This is a genomic window from Pseudomonas bijieensis, assembly GCF_013347965.1.
Taxonomy (GTDB): Bacteria; Pseudomonadota; Gammaproteobacteria; order Pseudomonadales; family Pseudomonadaceae; genus Aquipseudomonas; species Aquipseudomonas bijieensis.
Genome location: NZ_CP048810.1, coordinates 17,063 through 35,822 on the forward strand (window position 1 = coordinate 17,063; position 18,760 = coordinate 35,822).

General features: G+C 60.8%; 13 protein-coding genes and 3 pseudogenes. 9 read left to right on the plus strand and 7 right to left on the minus strand.

Annotation, left to right across the window (positions count from 1 at the left end; all coding sequences use genetic code 11):
• The first annotated feature begins 169 nt into the window (after positions 1-169).
• Together GN234_RS00090 and GN234_RS00095 are read left to right on the plus strand one after the other, a co-directional pair.
• Positions 170-1,705, plus strand: a complete 1,536-nt coding sequence (locus tag GN234_RS00090) for an amidase (protein ID WP_176687566.1) — start codon at positions 170-172, stop codon at positions 1,703-1,705.
• A gap of 71 nt (positions 1,706-1,776) precedes the next feature.
• Positions 1,777-2,358 carry a HupE/UreJ family protein gene (locus GN234_RS00095; RefSeq protein WP_176687567.1) on the plus strand — a complete coding sequence of 194 codons (582 nt, stop codon included), beginning with the start codon at positions 1,777-1,779 and terminating at the stop codon, positions 2,356-2,358.
• 90 nt (positions 2,359-2,448) lie between these two features.
• Here GN234_RS00095 and GN234_RS00100 read toward each other — a convergent pair whose 3' ends face one another.
• Complete coding sequence (locus GN234_RS00100) at positions 2,449-3,888, minus strand: amidase (RefSeq protein ID WP_176687568.1); 1,440 nt, start codon at positions 3,886-3,888, stop codon at positions 2,449-2,451.
• 109 nt (positions 3,889-3,997) lie between these two features.
• On the opposite strand from GN234_RS00100, the gene GN234_RS00105 reads away from it, so the two are divergent.
• A complete protein-coding gene (locus tag GN234_RS00105; RefSeq protein WP_411828780.1) occupies positions 3,998-4,597 on the plus strand; it encodes a TetR/AcrR family transcriptional regulator in 600 nt (199 codons plus the stop codon).
• 141 nt (positions 4,598-4,738) lie between these two features.
• Here GN234_RS00105 and GN234_RS00110 read toward each other — a convergent pair whose 3' ends face one another.
• The 3 genes and pseudogenes from GN234_RS00110 to GN234_RS00120 form a co-directional block, all read right to left on the minus strand.
• The gene (locus GN234_RS00110; protein WP_233459503.1) at positions 4,739-7,618 is read right to left on the minus strand and encodes a DUF4132 domain-containing protein; all 2,880 of its coding nucleotides are present in this window, start codon (positions 7,616-7,618) and stop codon (positions 4,739-4,741) included.
• Between the two features lie 106 nt (positions 7,619-7,724).
• Positions 7,725-8,165 carry a hypothetical protein gene (locus GN234_RS00115; protein WP_176687570.1) on the minus strand — a complete coding sequence of 147 codons (441 nt, stop codon included), beginning with the start codon at positions 8,163-8,165 and terminating at the stop codon, positions 7,725-7,727.
• 102 nt (positions 8,166-8,267) lie between these two features.
• A pseudogene (locus tag GN234_RS00120) lies at positions 8,268-9,122 on the minus strand (MFS transporter); the annotation flags it as partial.
• Between GN234_RS00120 and GN234_RS00125 the strand changes: the two are divergent.
• A pseudogene (locus GN234_RS00125) lies at positions 9,121-9,384 on the plus strand (LysR substrate-binding domain-containing protein); the annotation flags it as partial. The pseudogenes GN234_RS00120 and GN234_RS00125 sit on opposite strands and share 2 nt — an antisense overlap.
• 340 nt (positions 9,385-9,724) lie before the next feature.
• Here the strand turns inward: GN234_RS00125 and GN234_RS00130 are convergent.
• The gene (locus GN234_RS00130) at positions 9,725-10,975 is read right to left on the minus strand and encodes an MFS transporter (RefSeq protein ID WP_176687571.1); all 1,251 of its coding nucleotides are present in this window, start codon (positions 10,973-10,975) and stop codon (positions 9,725-9,727) included.
• A gap of 227 nt (positions 10,976-11,202) precedes the next feature.
• Here GN234_RS00130 and GN234_RS00135 point away from each other — a divergent pair, with 227 nt between their 5' ends.
• From GN234_RS00135 to GN234_RS00145, 3 genes are all read left to right on the plus strand, one after another.
• A complete protein-coding gene (locus tag GN234_RS00135) occupies positions 11,203-11,628 on the plus strand; it encodes a YciI family protein (RefSeq protein WP_176687572.1) in 426 nt (141 codons plus the stop codon).
• Positions 11,629-11,651: 23 nt separating this feature from the next.
• Positions 11,652-12,059: a VOC family protein gene (locus GN234_RS00140; protein WP_109753283.1), complete on the plus strand. Its 408-nt coding sequence runs from the start codon at positions 11,652-11,654 to the stop codon at positions 12,057-12,059.
• A gap of 221 nt (positions 12,060-12,280) precedes the next feature.
• Positions 12,281-14,023: an OPT family oligopeptide transporter gene (locus tag GN234_RS00145; protein ID WP_176687573.1), complete on the plus strand. Its 1,743-nt coding sequence runs from the start codon at positions 12,281-12,283 to the stop codon at positions 14,021-14,023.
• Between the two features lie 129 nt (positions 14,024-14,152).
• On the opposite strand, the gene GN234_RS00150 is transcribed toward GN234_RS00145, so the two are convergent.
• Positions 14,153-15,310 (minus strand): alpha/beta hydrolase family protein, encoded by a 1,158-nt coding sequence (locus tag GN234_RS00150; RefSeq protein WP_176687574.1) that lies wholly within the window; start codon positions 15,308-15,310, stop codon positions 14,153-14,155.
• A gap of 1,210 nt (positions 15,311-16,520) precedes the next feature.
• Between GN234_RS00150 and GN234_RS30230 the strand changes: the two are divergent.
• Positions 16,521-16,769: pseudogene (locus GN234_RS30230) on the plus strand (methyl-accepting chemotaxis protein); the annotation flags it as partial.
• Between the two features lie 201 nt (positions 16,770-16,970).
• A complete protein-coding gene (locus GN234_RS30235; protein ID WP_411828797.1) occupies positions 16,971-17,675 on the plus strand; it encodes a methyl-accepting chemotaxis protein in 705 nt (234 codons plus the stop codon).
• A gap of 24 nt (positions 17,676-17,699) precedes the next feature.
• Here the strand turns inward: GN234_RS30235 and GN234_RS00160 are convergent, their stop codons facing one another.
• Positions 17,700-18,611 (minus strand): LysR family transcriptional regulator, encoded by a 912-nt coding sequence (locus GN234_RS00160; RefSeq protein WP_176687576.1) that lies wholly within the window; start codon positions 18,609-18,611, stop codon positions 17,700-17,702.
• Between the last annotated feature and the right edge of the window lie 149 nt (positions 18,612-18,760).

Below are 18,760 nucleotides of genomic sequence, written 5' to 3' on the forward strand. Positions count from 1 at the left end.
GGAGGATTGCCATACGCCCTTGATCGGCAGGTATGGATCACCGTGTGGCGACCGGCCTGGACAACGGAGTCCTCCGGAGCGAACCGCAACCTGCGTATCCGCGCAGTGGGTTCGAGTCAATGGCTGCCTGATTGCGGGCAGCCCTTAACCGATATCTGGAGAACACCCCATGTCCGTAAAACGCCCAAGCAAAGCCGACTTTCTAATCGCCGCCGAAGACCACAGCTATCACCTGAGCGACAGTCAGATGGAATGCTTCCTCAATTTGGCTGACGAGACCCTCGGTTCCTACGACGCCATCGACAAACTGTATGCGCAAACCATCGCGCAGCAACCCCCCGAGCGTGAATTCAGCAAGGCGCCGGACGCTGACAATCTGCACGGCGCCTGGTACGTGAAAACCCATATTACAGGCGCCGCCCAAGGCCCGCTGGCCGGCAAGACGGTGGTCATCAAGGACAACGTTTCCGTGGCCGGCGTGCCGATGGCCAACGGCTCGCTGAGCCTGGACGGTTATGTCCCCTCGGAGGATGCAACCGTGGTCAAACGCCTGCTCGCTGCGGGTGCGACAGTGGTGGGCAAGTCGGTCTGCGAGGACCTGTGCTTCTCCGGCGCCAGCTTCACCGCCGCCAGTGGGCCTGTGAAAAACCCATGGGACCTGAGCCGCAACGCGGGCGGTTCCTCCAGTGGCAGCGCCGTGTTGGTTGCCTTGGAGGAGGTCGACATGGCGATCGGCGGGGACCAGGGAGGATCGATCCGCATGCCCTCGGCCTGGAGCGGCATCGTCGGCCACAAGCCGACCTACGGCCTGGTGCCTTACACCGGGGCTTTCCCGATCGAAAGGACCATCGATCACGTCGGCCCGATGGCCAACAGCGTGCGTGACGTGGCCGTGATGCTTGATGTCATCGCCGGGGCCGACGGCCTTGACTCCCGTCAGAAGAACCCGCCAGCCGTTGCCTGTGTCGCCACGCTTGATCAGGGCGTCGCGGGCCTCAGAATTGGCGTGCTGCGTGAAGGCTTCGCGATTCCCAGCGTGTCCGAGGATCAGGTGGATGCTCAGGTCAAGGCGGCGGTCGCGCAACTGCAAAGCCTTGGCGCGACGGTCGGCGAAGCCAGCGCGCCCTGGCATTCTGGGGTGGCGCTGGACATGTGGAATGTCATTGCCACCGATGGCGCGGCGTATCAGATGCTGCAGGGCAACGGCTATGGCATGAACGTGGATGGCTATTACGACCCGGACATCATGAGCTACTTCGGTGCCAAGCGTCGCGAGCACGCCGATGCGTTGTCCAGCAGTGTCCGCGCCGTGGCGTTGACCGGCCACTACAGCTTGAAAAATCTGCACGGCGCCTATTACGCCAAGGCGCGCATGCTGGTGCCGGAACTCACTCGTCAATACGACGAAGCGTTCAAGGATTTCGATGTACTGGTGATGCCAACCATGCCCTTCGTGGCGACGCCGCTGACCGCTGCCGATGCGCCGATCGAGGAGTACGTGCACAGTGCGCTGAACATGCTGACCAACACCGCGCCGTTCGACCTCACGGGCCACCCGGCGACTTCGATTCCTACAGGTCTGGCTGATGGCTTGCCGGTGGCGATGATGATCGTCGCCCCACGGTTCCAGGACGCCCTGGCCTTGCGCGTGGCTCAGGCCTACGAGCAAGCCCGTGGCCCATTCCCTAAACCGCCGCGTCGTTAAGCCGGTCTTGGCCGGGTGCTGGCGGCGTAAGTGCCAGCACCTTGCCCTTTTCAGGATTCAGGAGTGTTTTCATGGGATTGACTCAATCGATACGGCTTTCTCTGGGCGCCGCCTTATGCCTGCTGCCGGTGTTCGCATTTGCCCATCCAGGGCATGACGAATCAGGCTTGATGGCGGGCGTGGCGCACCCCTTGAGCGGGATGGATCACCTGTTGGCGATGTTCGCGGTCGGTCTCTGGGCCGCGCAGCAGGCCGGCAAGGCGCGCTTGATGTTGCCACTGACCTTTGTCGCCGGCATGTTGCTCGGCGGCTTGTTGGGGTTCGAAGGGTTCGCCATTGCACATCTGGAAACCGGCATCGCTGCATCGGTGCTCGCCTTTGGCTTGCTGGTCGCGGTGGCGGCGCGTCCACCTGTGGCGCTTGCCCTCGCCATCACCGGCCTTTTCGGACTGGCCCACGGCATCGCCCACGGCATGGAATTTCCGCAGATGAGTAGCCCTGCGGCTTATGCGGTCGGTTTTCTGATCGCGACATCGGCACTGCATGCAGCTGGCTTTGCACTGGCGCGGGGGTTGCCGATGCGCGCCGCTGCACTGGTTCGTGCGCTCGGCCTGGTGTCGGCGGGGGCAGGAATCACGTTGTTGGCAGGTTGATGGCGGGGTGTTACCCAAAGCGGACGCGAGCAGTGAGGTTGGTGCATGCAGCCTCACTACTCGGCTCATTTCGATTCAACGCCGATTGAGCTACTCGTGGTTGCCCGCCCAGATGGGCGGGCGTCGGTCAGTCCAGGGCATCGCCCGTTCAAGCTGCGCCGCCAACTGCAGGAGTAAATCCTCACGCCCATAAGCTGCGCCGAACTGCATGCCGATAGGTAAACCGGATGCCAGGTCCTGCGTCAGTGGCATCGACATGGCAGGGCAGCCGCTGACATTGAAAACGGCAGTGAAAGGGGAGTGGTCGAAGACATGGGCTATCCACCCTCGGCCATCGAGCGTTTCCTGATTCGCATTGTATTGGCCCACGAGGGGCTGGGGGGCAGGCAAGGTCGGCGTCAGAAGCACATCGTAATTGCAGAAAAAATCTCCAACTTTTCGGGTCACAACATTGCGCTGGTACATCGCTTCCAGCAATTGGGTTGCGCTCAGCTCACAGCCGAGCCGGTAAAGGGCGAGCGTGGCAGGCTCCAGAGTCGATTCATCGATGGGCCGATCCGTCGCAGTCGCGATGGCGTCGATCCAGGCGGCTGTGTTGCTGGACCAGAATCGCGCATTCAGTTCTACGAAGGCTTCCCAGCTCAGGCCTATGTCCGCGACGGCAGGAGTGACGTGGTGGCCCAGTCCCTCCAGCGTTTGACAGACTAGGTTCAAACCGGCGCTTACGGCAGGTGCTGTCGGCTGACCATTGAGGGCATGGCCTTGTACGGCGATGCGCAAAGGCCCGGGCTCGCGACTCAGCAGCGACCGGTAGGATTGTGTCGGCGGTGCAATGTGAAAAGGATCGCCTGATGCGGGGCCGTGCACGGCGTCGAGCACACTGGCGGTATCCCGGACGGTACGGCTGAGCACCCCGTGTACGGCCAGCCCTGCCCAAACCTCGTCGACATCCGGTCCCATGGGTAAACGTCCCCGGCTTGGCTTCAGGCCAAACAAACCACAGGACGCGGCTGGTACGCGGATTGAGCCGCCGCCATCGGTCGCATGGGCTATCGGGACCATGCCAGCGGCGACAGCGGCCGCCGAGCCACCACTGGACCCGCCGACGCTGCGGGTCAGGTCCCAAGGATTGCGAGTGGGGCCGTCTACACGGTTTTCTGTGGTGGTGCTTGCCGCCAGTTCGGGGGTGGTCGTGCGGCCTAGGGCGAGTAGGCCGCTGCGGCGAAACCGCGCCATCAGCTCAGAGTCGGCTCCGGCAACGCAACCCTGCGCCAGTCGGCTGCCCAGTTCATTGCGACGATTGCGCGCGGTCAGGCCCAGATCTTTCACCAGCATTGGCACGCCGTGCAAAGGCCCGGATTGTGCCTGCGGCTCGTCAGCCCATGTATCGACGACGGCATTGATGTGCGGATTAAGTGCCTGTATGGCCTGCAGGGCAGCGGCGCGTACTTCAGACTCGCTGATCTGACGGTCGGCAATCATGCCTGCCAGACCAACGGCGTCATGTTCGGCGTAATCGGAAAGATTCATTGAAATCTCCAGAAATGAGAGGTTGATACTTCTTAGTATCGCGCGATACTTGTTGGTATCATGTGATACTGTGTAGTATCGTTGTCAAGCAGAATTTCATCACCAGAGAATGTCCGTCGTGCCAAGACCTATTCGCCCAGAACGCATCGCCCAGCTGCCACCCCGCGAGCGCATTATCGATGCCGCCCAGGCGCTGTTTTTTGAGCAGGGCATTTCCCGAGTCACTGTGGACGCTATTGCCGCCTTGGCGGGGTCGACAAAAATGACGTTGTATCGGCATTTCGAAACAAAGGATGTGCTGGTGCAGGAATGGCTGAGACTGCTCACTGAGCAATACAGTGCAGTGCTTGACGAGTTGTCGAGCCAGTGGCCCGGTCAACCGGTGAGGCAGTTACTGGGGTTCGCTGAATTTATCGCCGCAGATCTGGCCAGCTCCGGCTACCGAGGATGCCCTTTCACAAATAGCCTGGCCGAGCTCCCCGACCCACTGCACCCGGCGAGGCGTTTGATCGAGTCGCACAAGCAGCGCCAGTTTCAGCGACTCGCCACGTTGTGCAAGGAGGCGGATTTGCCTTGTCCAATGGACGTGGCGCAGGAACTGACACTGCTGATGGAGGGGGCGCAGGTGGTGGCTCAGAATAAAGGAATGGACGAGGTCGGTGTCCGTCTGATGCGGATAGTGAGCAAACGTTTAGGCGTTACCGTGTAGGGTAATCGGCATCAGGGAAACACCCTGACTCCGGTTCAAGGTCAGCATGCAAGCTCATCAATAAGGGAGCTAAGAAAGAAAGCGTCAGCTTCAGCTCCTTCGCATGCAAGACGCAGCGATGCGCGGGAGGGCTGAGGTAGTTCAGGCGTCGATGACGTGCCCGGCTCCCGGTATATCCGCGCGCTGTATCTGCTCCAGTATCAGGCTGTCGGTGATGTTCAGGTCGTCCACCAGCAGAAACATCTTGCTCAGCACTTCGGCCATTTTCTTGTCGGTGTCGGCGAACGGCAGGTAGAACTCCGTAGAGCTGCTGCCGACGGGCACGATACACAGGTAGTTGCCGGGTTCGATATGGATGGCTGCGCTGCCCAGATGAATGCGGTAGTTCGCGCGCTGGCCGGTAATGTGCAGAAAATGCCCTTCGCATCTGACGTTTCGTAACCCCAGACCCTGAATCAACTCGCCGACCAGTTCGGCGCGTCGTTGCAGGGTTTCGTGGCTGGTGCTGTAGCCGTCTGCGGCGTGGGCCACGGAGACCAGCAGGTCGGCGTCACGCATGATTTCCGAGAACAGCAGCGGCGGTACTTGCTCAAGGGGGATGGCCTTCTGGTCGCGGTAGAACGCAATCGTGTCGAAGGTAAAGTGTTCTGTTTCCGAGAGGTAATGGCCGGTATCCAGAAAGTTGAACACGGCATGGATGCCGTGCTCTTTGCTCTCGTAATAGATGTCCTCGACGCTTGAGGTCGACCAGTTGCGGACCTGCAGCAACCGGGCAGCTACCTTGCCTTTCAGGCGGTGGCCGGCGAATCGGTTGGACCACAAGCCAGTGTCTCGCTCGGCAGGTGTCAGCAGGTACAACTCGCGAAAGGCCTGTTTGAACGGCTGCACGCGGCGATGGGTCACCACTTCTTTCTGCCAGGCCGACAGTTGTCCAGCCATGAACAGATGAAAAGGGTGAGCAATACGCAGGCGCTTTTCAGCGATGTGTTGGCGGCCTTCAAGGTCAGTCACCGTCAGCGTCGCGCTATCGAGCCAGCCCAGCGCAGCGTCGTCGGCCTGCATGATCAGCTGTTCGAGCAGCAGGCGAACCGCAGGCATTTTCAACAGCGGCTTCAGCTCGTCCAGAGCCAGGCTTTCGCCGCTGCTCATCATTGCTTCCAGGGTGCGGCAGAAGCGGGCGATCTGTTCCTTGAGCTGGGTTTGCTGCGCTTTGAGCGCGATGAAGTCTGCGTTTTTGCGAATCGCGGGCGGTGCGGTCTTGAGCGCCTTTGCGCCTTTGCAGATGTGCAACGTAGGCGACAAGCCGTCGATTTCCAGCGTGACGTCATAGCCATCAATGGTGGTGGCTGTCACGGTGGATTCGGCGATTTCCGATTCCATGGCCCATTCCAGGCGAATCACCGAAGGATAGCCGGCGACACGCGCCAGGTTTTCCAGACCTGCCTGCACCGCTGCGTGGGAGTTGGCCTGTCGCTGAGCTCCGTATTTACGCACCTCTTTGTGCAGTTTCTTGAGCGTCAGGTAGCGCTGGCGTACGTCGTCCGGCCCTGTGACGGGCAGCAAGCCATAGATGCGCATGGCCGGCTGTGCGTGGCGGGTCAATTTCTTTTCCAGCGCCGCTCGACCGATGCCCTGGTAGGCGTCGAGCAGTACACGGGTCTCGGGAAACGCCCAGTGCGAGGGTTCGAGTGCCGCGAGGTACTCGCGCAGGTGGTCTGGGTCGGCTTCGGCCAGGGCCTTGTCCAGCAGGTAGCGGTCCACCACGCCCACGGTTTCATCCAGCGTATTGGGCAGGTCGCTGCCCCAGCCGGACCGAGGGGCCAGGGCAATGTTCAGGTATTCACGCTGGAAGGCTTGCAGATCACTCCAACCGAGCGCGTCGAGCACCACTCGGCTGGCTTGGCCGGCGTAGGGCAGGGCGGTGAGCAGGGTATTTCTTGAAAAGCCGGACAACGCCGCGAGTAGCTCTGGGGATTGGTTTTTGGGCAAATCCTGAAGCAGCAGGAAGTATTGGAGCACCGCAGCCGTGTAGCCGAAGCTGTCGAAGTCATTCGGCGTTATGCCCAGTCGTTCGATGACCGCCAGAGCCTGCAACAACCAACGGGTCTGATACACCTCGACCGAGCGGAAGGTGTCAGCCAGCCTTTCGGCGTTATGGGGCAATCCAGCCAGGGCGTCCTCGACATAACGAACGGTGAAGTTCGCCAGTTCAGGGGGCGCGACGGCAGGTTCTTGCGTGGGGATTTCATCAATCTGAGACGACTCATCATCGATGTCTTCCGGGTCCTCGTCGTTTGCATCGTCCTCGTCGAAATCTTCATCGGCGTACCGAGTCAAGTCCACATCATCGCTGTCCAGCCCGGCGTCGTCCGAGTAGAACATCATGGCGCGGCCCCAGGTATTGGCGGCCCGGACGAAGCGCGGGTAATCGAGGCGGCCCGCTTCCAGCAGGCTCAGGGCGATGCGCTGGATTTCCTTGTGCCCGTAGATATACGCGTCGGCGATCTTCCTTTGTTCGCCACCGGGCGCTGAAGGGGGCTGCTCGCGGTTCCAGCTGCCGTCCAGCAACCATTCGGCGAAGGTCTGCCAGGCGGGGGTGGATGGGTAATTGCTCAGGCGATTGATGCAGGCGTGAACGTCGGGGAAGGCCCAGGCCTGGTCCGGGCTTCTTCGGTAATAGGCCGGGTCATCTTCGTCAGTGGGCAAGGGATAGTCACTGTCCTCGAAGGCATATTGCAGCATGTGCTGCAGTCGCGCACCGATCTGCTCCAGTGCATAGGCATCCGGGCGAGTCGTGATCCACGCGTCGCAGAGTCGATATTGCAGGCCATAGCGCTGTTGATCGCGGCGGTCCTCCAGATCGTCCCAAACGGTCGGGAACACAAAACCATCCGCCAGTGCCTTGGGCCCATCCTTGGGATGCTGCCTGACCCAGTCATCGGCGATGCGCAGCAAGTCGATGCCTTCCCAGAAATCGGGCTCGAATTCGTCGTAGTGGCTGAACTCGGGATAGTCATCCAACGCTCTATCACAGAATGTTCGCAGCGCAGCGAGGCGTGTGGTTTGTTCGGGCGCAGGACGGCGTGATTGCATGAGGGTATCCGAGCAAAAAAGTGAGCGACGAGGATCAACCGCCAATCAGCGGCACCAGGCGGATAAACGCGAGCGTGGAAGGGGGGCTCAATTCAATGGATTCATCGAGTCTTTGCAGCATGACGCCGTTGTGCAGAACGCGGAACGCACGGGTTTCAAAACCCTTCAAGGCGCGTTCGACCTCAACGCTGACATCCAGGTCCAGAGGTGCGCTGGCCTGAGGCATGACAACCGCACCTTCACTGGCTTGCCGAAGAACGTCCCGCTCGCTCAGGTATTGGCGGTCGAGCACCTCGCGCACCGACACTTGTGCCAGCCAGTGCTGGACCGACAGCGCGGCGATCTGTTCGGCGACGGTCAGGCGAATGAGCTCGGCGACCGTCAAGGTCAGCGAGGTCGGTGTCAGGGTGACAGGCGGCAGCAAAGGCTCCTGGCGTGCGCCTTTCAGGCAATAACTATGAACCACGAACTCCATGACGCATTCCTTGCAAGCCAGGCCAGCCGGGGCGGGTGGCGCCTTAGCATAGCCCGGTCTGCAACAAACTTCATCGTGCTGCGCGCTCGTGCAGTGCCTGGCTCAGATTACTTTAGCCATCCGACGACCACTCATGAAACACAAGAGGCCCCCCATCGCGGTCAGTGCGCTCAACGCATAGAACATCGTGGGGGCCGGGGTGTGCATCAGCAGGTATCCGCAGATCACCGGGCTCAGGGCGCCACCCAGCGCCGCCAGGTTTTGCGCGCCGTAGTAGCTGCCGCGCAGTTCTTCCGGGGCCAGGGTGTCGACGAAAAGGAATTCGGCCGGGTAAATGATCATTTCACCGAGGGTGAAAATGAACATCGCCACGCACCAGCTCACCATGCTGTCGGCCAGGCTGAAGCCGATCAGGCCAAGAATGAACAGGCTGGTGCCCGCGGCAATCCAGTAGCGCAGCTTCTCGCGATCGAGGAACCGACCGATTTGATATTGCAGCAAAATCACACTGATGGCGTTGCAGGCGAGCAGGGCGGCCATGATGTCCAGCGCGCGTTTGGAATCGTGGGTCACCAGCAGGTATTGCGACAAGTAGAGGGTGAAGCGTCCGTGCACCACCGTGCTGAGCAGGCAGCCGCAGGTGAACATGATCAGGGTACGGTCGTTTTTCAGGGTCTTGAGCGTCTTGAGAAAACTTGGCGGCTGACCAATGACCGGCGTTGGCGCGGCATCCCTGGGGATGCCGGTCATCAGGAAAATGCTGGAAAACGCGATGCCAGCGGCGATCAGGAATGGCCCGATCGGATAGACACCGGCAATCACCACGCCGAGCATGGGACCGGTGGCATAGCCGATGTTGGTCAGGGTGTAGCGCAGGGAAAACGCCTTGGCGCGCTGGCCCACGGGCAGGTTTTCACTGAGGATCGCCTTTGAACCGATAAGGAACAACGCTGACGCTGCCCACTACGACAGCTTTTCCGCCTCGGCAACCCAGGTGGAGGCCGTTGCACTGCTGATCAAGACGGGGCGTTTTCTGGGGTTCCTGCCCCAGCACTATGCCGCGCCGATGGTAGCGCGGGGAGAGTTTCGCGCGGTGCGCCCAGACCTGTTCTACATCGTCACGCCGTTCAGTTTGATACTGCGCCATAACATTGTACGCAGCCCCTTGGTCAAGGCATTTGCCCAGGCATTGGGCGTGGACTTGAAAGCCTCGGTTTGATTGTTTGCGGCGATAAGCACTAATGGTCCCCTGGCGGCGAATGAGGACAATTTGACCATGCTTAAAGCCTGGCATTTACAACAATGCGCACGCCTTACTAGTCGGCCTGTTTGTTGCGTCGATTGATTGAGTTCACAGCCGGATGCTGCCAGTCAAAGCGTGGTGAAGCCGGTTGCATCGGATTGATGAACCGGGTCATGGATGGTCTATGTGCGGGCAGCCACGGAAGCCTGAAAAAGAAATCTTCGAGCACTTAAATTAAGTGGTCGGCGAACAGCCTCATCTTGCGAAACCAGGTCGGGTAGTGATCGGGTTGGGCACCGCCCGGCCAGGGAAGAGGTCAGTAAGCGGTTTTCTTGAAGGGACGCGCGGATACACCTCGATAAAACGACAGAATGGCCAGCACCTGTACCACGACCGCGCCTGTCACGACGGCGCCGATGGCGTGATTCTGATCGGTGAAGGCGGAGCGCAGCAGGCCGAAAAAGGCCGGGGCGAAGGCGTAGGTGGCCTGGCTGATCGCGACCATCAGGGCGATCACCCTGGCGGTTTGTTCACGGCTGAACTCGGCCTGGGCAATCAGTGGCGGCAACGATGTGGCATTGCCGATGCCCGAACCGATCAGCGCCACGGCTATCCAGGCCACAGTCGGGTGAAGGTCCAGGCCGAGAAGCATCAGCGTGCCCAGCACCTGGATGGCATAACCGAGGCAGGCCAGTTGTCGGCGGTTCATGCCTTGGATCATCAGGCGTGCGGCGACGTATCGCCCGCCCATCGCACTGGCAGTGGCCAGGCCCATGGCGAATGAGGCGTCATGTGCCCCCATGCGTCCGACCAGGATCGAGTACAGGTGCGCGATCAAGCCGATCTGGGCGAACAGCCCCAGGGACATGCCGGCTGCCAGGCTGCGGAAACGTGCCGACCTGAGCGTCTGCATGGTGCTCCACGGCGTGGCGCTGGCGCTGATCGGCAGGGGTTCGGGCTGGTCTGCATTGTCGGGATGTTGTCCCAGGCTTTGTGGGCTTTTGCTGAAGACCAGGAAGGCGAGGGCGCCTATCAGCAGCACGGCGATGACGCTGATCACCAACGCCGCCATGGCGAAGCCGAAACGCTCGATCAGCAACACCCACAGCGGCGAAAAGATCACGCCACCCAGGCTGGCGCCGTTGTAGGCCTTGCCCAGGGCCTTGGGTCTGTCCTTGACGTACCACGGAGCGATCAGGGTGTTAACGGCGGCGGCACCCAATGTCACCCAGCCGATACCCGAACAGACGGCGCCGGCATACAGCACCCATAGCTGGTCGGCTTGAGCCCAGATGTTCACGCCGATGCCCAGGACGATGCTGCCCAGCAGGGTAATGGCGGGTATTCCGAAGCGTGCGTAAAGTCGTGGCAGGTTGGCGATGACGATCGTGCCGCTGAGAAAGTGCAAGGTAACGGCAGTCGAAACCTGGGCGATCGGCCAACCCGTGCGCTCCATGACCGCTTGCATATAGATCGGCGGCCCATAGAAGCCGACCCCCCAACCGATAATCGCCAGGATGAACGTGCAGGTCAGTACGGTTTTTCCAAAAAAGCGGGTGTGTGTCATCGCCATCTCCTCCAAGTTGGCTCATAGCCTATGGGCTCGACGGGTTCCTCACTTCGAGGTGCGTCGAACAATGGATGTCGAGTGGGTGATCGTCAGTCCAGCAATCTGGCTCGGAGTCTGTAAAAAAATATTCGCATCGGATTGTCGATTTCGGCCAACGCCATTCGATTAGCCCATAGAGCCGCCACACGGACGGCTTGATCCATCCACTCTCAGGAGATCAGAGCATGCGATTTATGGTGATCGTCAAAGCCAGTCCGGAATCGGAAGCCGGACAGATGCCCAGCGAAGAACTGTTGGCCGCCATGGGCGCCTACAACGAAGAATTGGTCAAGGCCGGGGTGATGCTCGCCGGTGAAGGCCTGCATCCCAGTGCCGAGGGCGTGCGTGTGCAGTTTTCCGGCAAGGACCGGACGGTGGTCGATGGGCCCTTCGCTCAAACCAAGGAGCTGATCGCCGGCTTCTGGATCTTCAAGGTCCAGTCATTGCAGGAGGCCATCGATTGGGTCAAGCGCTGCCCGAACCCGATGGTCAGCGACAGTGAAATCGAGATCCGCCAGATCTTCGAGCTCGAGGAGTTCGGCGAGTCCTTTACGCCGGAATTGCGCGAGCAGGAAGAACGCTTGTGGGCGCAGATGTCCGGTCAATCGTGAAGCCGACTACAGGAGAACCCACCATGAGAATCATTCCCTACCTGACCTTCGACGGTCGTTGCAAAGAGGCCTTTGCGTTGTACCAGAAGGTGCTGGGCGGCGAGCTGTTTTCCATGTCCTTTGCCCAGGCGCCTGAGGAAACCGGCATGCCCAAGGATCCCGACCTGATCCTGCACACCTGCCTGACCGTCGATGCTTTCAGCCTGATGGCCTCTGACTGCCCGCCAGGCCAGCCGTACAGCAAACCGCAAGGCGTGTCGGTTTCCCTCAACGTCGACAGCGTGGAGGAGGCCGAGCGGCTGTTTAAGGGCTTGAGTGTCGGTGGCAGCGTGCACATGCCCTTGGCGAGGACCTTCTGGGCGGAACGCTTTGCCATGTTCGAAGACCGTTTCGGGATCGCCTGGATGGTCAATTACGAGGGAGGGCAATAAGTCGAGCGCTGCCTGGGTCGCGATGCGTCGCGGCGCTCGCAACATTCCTCACCTCATGCCCATCAATTGAGGATCCTGGCGAGCACGTTCGCCAGGGTTTCCCTTCGCCATGTGAACCTTGCGCGAATACTGCGTTCACTTATTAAGTTGCCGCTTTATGTGACCCACAGGGGACCTGTCTGGCTCTGGCGGCTGCTTCCTAGTGCCGATAAGGACTTCGCATGCACCCAACCTCGTCCACATTGCCCTTGAACGCCCCTGTCGAACGCGAACTCAGCTTGCGCGCGGTCAGTACGGGCATTGTCCTGGGTATCCTGCTGACGCCGTCCAATGTCTATGCCGGATTGAAGATTGGTTGGTCGTTCAATATGTCGATCATTGCCTTGCTGGTCGGTTATGGCATCTGGCAAGGCTTGGCGAGTCGATCGGTGGGGCGGCTGCCTTGGACGCTGCACGAAAGCAACATCAACCAGACCGTGGCCTCCGCCGCTGCGTCGATCATTTCCGGTGGGCTGGTCGCGCCAATCCCGGCCTATACCTTGCTGACCGGCCAGCAGCTGGACGCCATTCCCATGGTGGCCTGGGTCTTTTCGGTGAGTTTCCTGGGGATCTGGATTGCCTGGTATCTGCGACCGTCCCTGCTCAATGACAAGGCGCTGAAATTTCCCGAGGGTATGGCGACCCTGGAAACGTTGCTGCACATTTACAACCACGGCCACGAAGCGGCGACGCGTTTGAAGGTGTTGCTCAGCGCCGCTCTACTGTCCGGGGTGGCCAAGGGGGTCGACACCTTCATGTGGGCCATCCCGCGCTGGTCTCCAACTGCCCAACTGGAGCGCCTGACCTTTACCGCTGACCCTTCGCTGCTATTGGTCGGTTTCGGCGCGATCATCGGTATTCGCGTGGGTCTGACCCTGCTGCTCGGCGCGCTGCTGGCGTGGGGCGGGTTGGCCCCATGGTTGTTGGCCCAAGGCCTGGTGCGGTTGCCGCCCGGCAGCAGCGGCCCGCAGTTCGCTGCGCTGGTGGAGTGGTTGCTCTGGCCGGGGGTGAGCCTGATGGTGTGTTCGACCCTGGCCTCATTGGCAATTCGCCTGTGGGCATTGCACCGCTCCACCAAGGCTGGCGGCGGGGCGATCTGGACGACACCCAAGGCCGGGCCTGCCACAGGTTCCTTGCTGGCGATCGTCCTGGTGGTGAGCCTGCAAGTGCTGTTGTTCGGCATCAACCCGTGGATGGCGCTGTTGACCATTCCCTTGGCGATCTGCCTGGCGGCGGTAGCCGCCCGGGTGGTCGGCGCCACGGGCATTCCACCGATCGGTGCCATCGGGCAATTGTCCCAGTTGAGCTTCGGCATCGTCGCGCCGGGGCAGGTGCCGATCAACTTGATGAGCGCCAACACCGCCGGCGGTTCGGCCGGGCAATGCACCGACTTGATGAACGATTTCAAGGTAGGCCGGGCGATTGGCGCTACGCCGCGCAAGCAACTGATCGCCCAGACCTTGGGGATTTTTGTCGGTAGCATCGTCGGCGTGTTGGCTTACCTGGCCCTGATCCCGGACCCGCAAGCCATGCTGCTCTCCGAAGAGTGGCCGGCTCCGGCGGTCGCCACTTGGAAGGCCGTGGCGCAAACCCTGACCCTGGGCCTGGATTCATTGTCCGCGAGCATTCGCTGGGCGATTTTCATCGGCGGCCTGGTCGGCTTGTTGTTGGGCGTGCTCGACAGCGTGCTGCCGGCGCATCGGGCCCGGTACCTGCCGAGCACGGCGGCCCTGGGCCTGGCCTTCGTGTTGCCGGCCTCGGTGTCCCTGATGATGGCCCTTGGTGCGGTGCTGACCTGGCTGGTGAGCTGTCGCTGGCCGACCCTCACAGAACGCTTCGCCATCACCGCGGCGGCGGGGTTGATTGCCGGGGAGAGCATTACCGGGGTCGGGGCGTCGTTGTGGCAGATGCTTGGGAATGGGTGAGGGGAGCGATATCGAAGAACGGGTGGGGTTCGTCTGGGTGATGGGCGCATTGGCGCCCATCACCCGATCGCCCTGTCACGCTGAAGCGTTCAAATCCTCGTGGCGTGCTGGAGCACGAATTTCACACCCTTATGCCGTACGGCCGCCGAGCACTTCAGCGACCCAGTCGGCGATGTAGTGACCCGCATTGATACTGTTATCGAAGCTCGAATGCTGCACGCCACCCTCGCGTTCGGTGAAAATTTTCAGCTCGCGTTTTGGGCTGTTTACCAACTGTTCGTAGGTACGGTGCGCCCATTTCAGAGGAATCTGTGAATCCTTTTCACCGTGGGTGACGAGGAAGGGCACCTTGATGCGATCCAGTATGCCGTCCAGATGGACATTCTCGGCGATGCTCATGAACTCATCGGCGTCCTTGGCACCCCATACCCAAGACACATGCGACCAGTAATGCGGAACCGGGAAGCTGCCTTCCTTTTCCATGCGACGCTTCTGCACATCACGCCAGTCATGATTGGCACCCCACACGACACCGCAAGCGAAGCGCGGCTCGAAGGCTACCGCGCGCGGGCAGTAGTAGCCGCCGAGCGACACACCTTCCAGGCCAATGCGTTTGGCGTCGACATCGTCGCGGGTTTCTAGCCAATCCACCACGCGGCTGGCCCAATGCTCGCTGTCGAAACGCGCGGTCAGGTTATGCAGGCGCAATGCTTCGCCCGTGCCGGGTTGGTCGATGATCAAAGAAGAAACGCCACGTTTCGCCAGCCAGGCGGGCAGGCCGACGCGGTATTTCATTTCTTTGGTGGAGTCCAGTCCATTGACCTGCACCAGAATCGGCGATGGGCCGCTGACGCCTTCGGCATGGACCAGCAGACCGGAAATGTGTTTGCCTTCGTAGGGGATTTCAACGCGTTCGCAGTTCTCCCGTGCCAGTTCGATACCACGTTGAAAGGTGTGTAAAAAGCGCTGGTACAGCTCCGTGCGACCAGGGGCTCCATGGGCCTGCAAGCGTTCGCAGCTCAAGTAATAGGTCGCGGCGCGGTTGTATTTTTCACCGGCAGACAACATTCGTCCCTTGCTTTCGTCTTCTTCGGCCAGGCCGCAAAGCTTGTCGGCCATGTTCGCCCAGGTCTCACGGAAGGCCTTGCTGCCGGCGGCATCCGGCTGCTTGGCGGCCTCCTGCAGCGGCGCGCACATTTCTTCGATTTCGCCGATGCGGGCGCCCATTTCGATGGCCAGGTCGACGGAAAGATTCCACACGTAGTTGGTCGGGAAGTAACGGAACATGATTGTTATTGTCCTTGTTGCAAGCAAAGGCAGGCAGCCAGCTCCGGCAAGGATGGTGGCCAGAGCTGGCGGTTCGAAGCAGGCTAAGGGGGAGGGCAATTGTTTGGCCAATCGCGAGTCGGGATGGGAGGTATTGCGAACGGCGATACAGCGTATATGCGCCAACGACCCAAGGGTTTTCTACTCACAGTTCAAGCAGTCAATCCAGATACCTATCATCGTACTTTGCGATTGCTCATAACGCTGGATGCGATTGGTGTCGTTGAGGTACGACTCACTAGAGTTGACGCTACACCGCGCCATTGGCTGAAGTCCCAGGCGCACACAACAACAAGAACAAGGTATCGGCAAATGAGTGAGTCCAATTCCGTCACAGCGATCAGCCTGGGCGCCACGGGCAGGATGTTTTTCCACTACTGTGGGAGGATTTGACATGCCTGTACTGAGTCGCGTGCTTGGCAATCTGTCGGTGGGCGCCAAGCTGTCGCTGGGTTTTGGCCTGGTGCTGCTGGTCACCCTGGGGGTGGCGGCGACCGCTTTTCGTTCCATGGGGCTGTTGCAACAACGCGGTGAGCAATCGCGCCAGGAATCATCGATTCAGGCATTGATGTTACGTGCCCGTATCGACGAGAAGGCGTTCGCCCTGGACCTTGCTCCGCAGCGCCAGGAGCAGGTCCGCGAGACGATCGGGAAGCTGAACCGGCAACTCGATGAGAGACCGGCCAATGGTGCCTCTCACGCCACCGTGCGCATGGCTGCCAGCGCATATCTGGAACAGTTTCTCGGCTATGCCGATTCGTTGCGCCGGGCTCGCGAAGCACGCCTGCGCATGCAGACGCTGGCGCAGACGGCAGGTGACAGTTTTACCCTGCTGTTTCTCGATCAACTGGACGGGCTCAACAGCCGGTTGGGGCAGGGGACGGCGCCGAGCAGCGACCAGATGGTGCGGCTCGAGCAGACCGCCGCATTGCGGGACAAGCTCGCCAAGCTGCGCGACAGTGAGCTGTATTACTCGCTCGATGGTGAGGAGCGTTATCGCAGCGACTGGGAAATGAGCATGAGTGACTTGCTGGCCGCCATGCAGGCGCTCGATCTTGGCGAACAGCAGGGCGAGTCGCTGCAGGACGCGAGCACGGCCTTGGGCGACTACCGCAAGGCCTTCGTCGAGTTTGTCGACAGCCGTCGGCAAAGCGCGCAAAGCAGTGCGGCGATGAATGCGCAAACCGAGCAGGTGAGCAAGCTGCTGGCCGAGGCTGATGAACAGCAAAGACAGGCGGTGCTGGAGGATAATCGCAATGCTGATCGCCAGTTGGGGTTGATCACTTGTCTGGCCCTCGCCTTGGGCATTGGCGCCAGCCTGCTGATCCGCCACTTGATTGTGCAGCCGCTGCGCCAGGCTGTGCAGTGGGTCCAGCGCGTGGCGGCAGGGGACTTGAGTCATCTGCCGTCAGACAGTGGTCGTCGTGACGAATTGGGCCAGTTGTTGGGCTCCGTGGGCAGTATGCTAGGCAGCCTGCGCGGCTTGGTCGGGCGCATCGACCGGGGTGTTGGCTCGCTCAACGGCATGGCCGGCAGCCTGGCCGAAGTGACCCAGAGCAACAGCCGTGGTGTCGAGCACCAACGCCAGGAAACCGAACTGGCCGCCACCGCCATGCAACAGATGGCCGCCACGACGCAGGAGGTCGCCCGCAACGCGGGCGAGGCCAGTGCGGCGGTAGCGCATGCCGACCAACAGGCGCGCGAGGGCGATGAGTTGGTGCGCCAGGCAGGTGGCAAGATCGACCATCTGGCTGCGGAGATGAGTGGTTGTGCTGAAGCTATGCGCTCCCTGCTGGTGGAAAGTGCGGCAATTGGTGGCGTGCTCGATGTCATCAAGGCTGTGGCCGAACAGACCAATTTGCTGGCGCTCAATGCGGCCATTGAGGCCGCGCGTGCTGGCGAGCATGGTCGTGGATTCGCCGTGGTCGCCGATGAGGTGCGCGGCCTGGCGCGGCGCACACAGCGTTCGACCATGGAAATCGAAGGGCTGATCGTGCGGCTGAGCAATGTCGCTCAACAGGCCGCCGAGCGCTTGCAGGGCAGTCATGTGCTGAGCGACGAAACGGTTGTGCTTGCCGCGCAAGCCTCCCAGGCGTTGGCGCGGATCACCCGAGCTGTGTCCATCATCGAGCAGATGAACCAGCAGATTGCCGCGGCTGCCGAACAGCAGAGTGTGATGGCCGAGCAAGTTAGCCAGGGTATGACGCGGGTTCGCGAAGTGGCCAAGGGCAGTGCAAAGGAAAGCCTGCAGCTGCAAGCCGCAACGGCCGACTTGCAGCAGGTTGGCGGTGAGCTCAAGGCGGCCGTCGGGCACTTTCGTACCTGACCCGCTGTCGAGCCGCAGCGGCAACTACTGCTCCAGTTCGTTGATGATTTGACTGATCTTCGCCCGCAGCCAACGGTGCATCGGATCCCCCTCCATGGTCCGGTGCCAAAGCATGAACTCGCGCATCACTGGGATCTTCACCGGTGGTTGCACGATGCGCAACGGCAAGTAGTTGGCGTAGAGCCTGGCCATGCGCTGGAGCATTGTGGCGACGCGTTGGGTGCCGACGATAAGCTGCGGCAAGGTGTTGAAGTCGTGGGTCACCACTTCCATGCGCCGTGTGAAACCGTACTGGCTCATCAGCCATTCTTCGACGCTCAACTGGCGGTTGCGGCCAAAAATCACCGAGACATGGCCCATCTCGATGTACTGATCGAGGGTGATGCTGTCGCCCACTTGGGTGTTGCCGTCCCACACAACGCAAACATGCTCTTCTTCGAACAGTAATTGGGATGGATGACCTTCGATGAGATAGCGCTCAGGCACGATCATCATGTCGGCCTCGCCGCGCATCAGCATCTCTGTGGACGTGTCGCCAGGGCCCAGCAGTTCGAAAGTGATGTGCGGGGCTTCCAGGGAGATCTTCTGGATCACCCGGGCAAACAGAACGCTGATCAGATAGTCCGAAGTGATCAGGCGAAAATGGCGCTTGCTGGTGGCGGGGTCAAACACCGGTTTGGCGGTAATAGAGGACTGGATAGTCAGCAGCACCTGGCGTACGGGCGCCGCCAGTTCGCGGGCGTAGGGCGTGGGCTGCATCTTGCGCCCGACCTGCGCCAGCAGTTCATCTTCGAAGTAGAGGCGCAGCCTGCCCAGCACGCCGCTGGTGGCGGATTGGGTCATGTGCAGGCGTTCGGCGGCGCGTGTGATGTTCTGCTCTTCCAGTAACACATCCAGCGCCACCAGGAGGTTGAGATCCAGGTGGTTAAAACGCATGGCGGTCTCGATTCTTGTATTTATTTTGTAAATACCTTCCGACCTTCCTATCGCGCCGTCAAGCCCCCTGACGAGATGCGTCGACCGACGTCTTTGCGTTTTTTCACGGCGTTTGGCGCTGCGCAGCCAGGTATCGCATTTGCCGATAG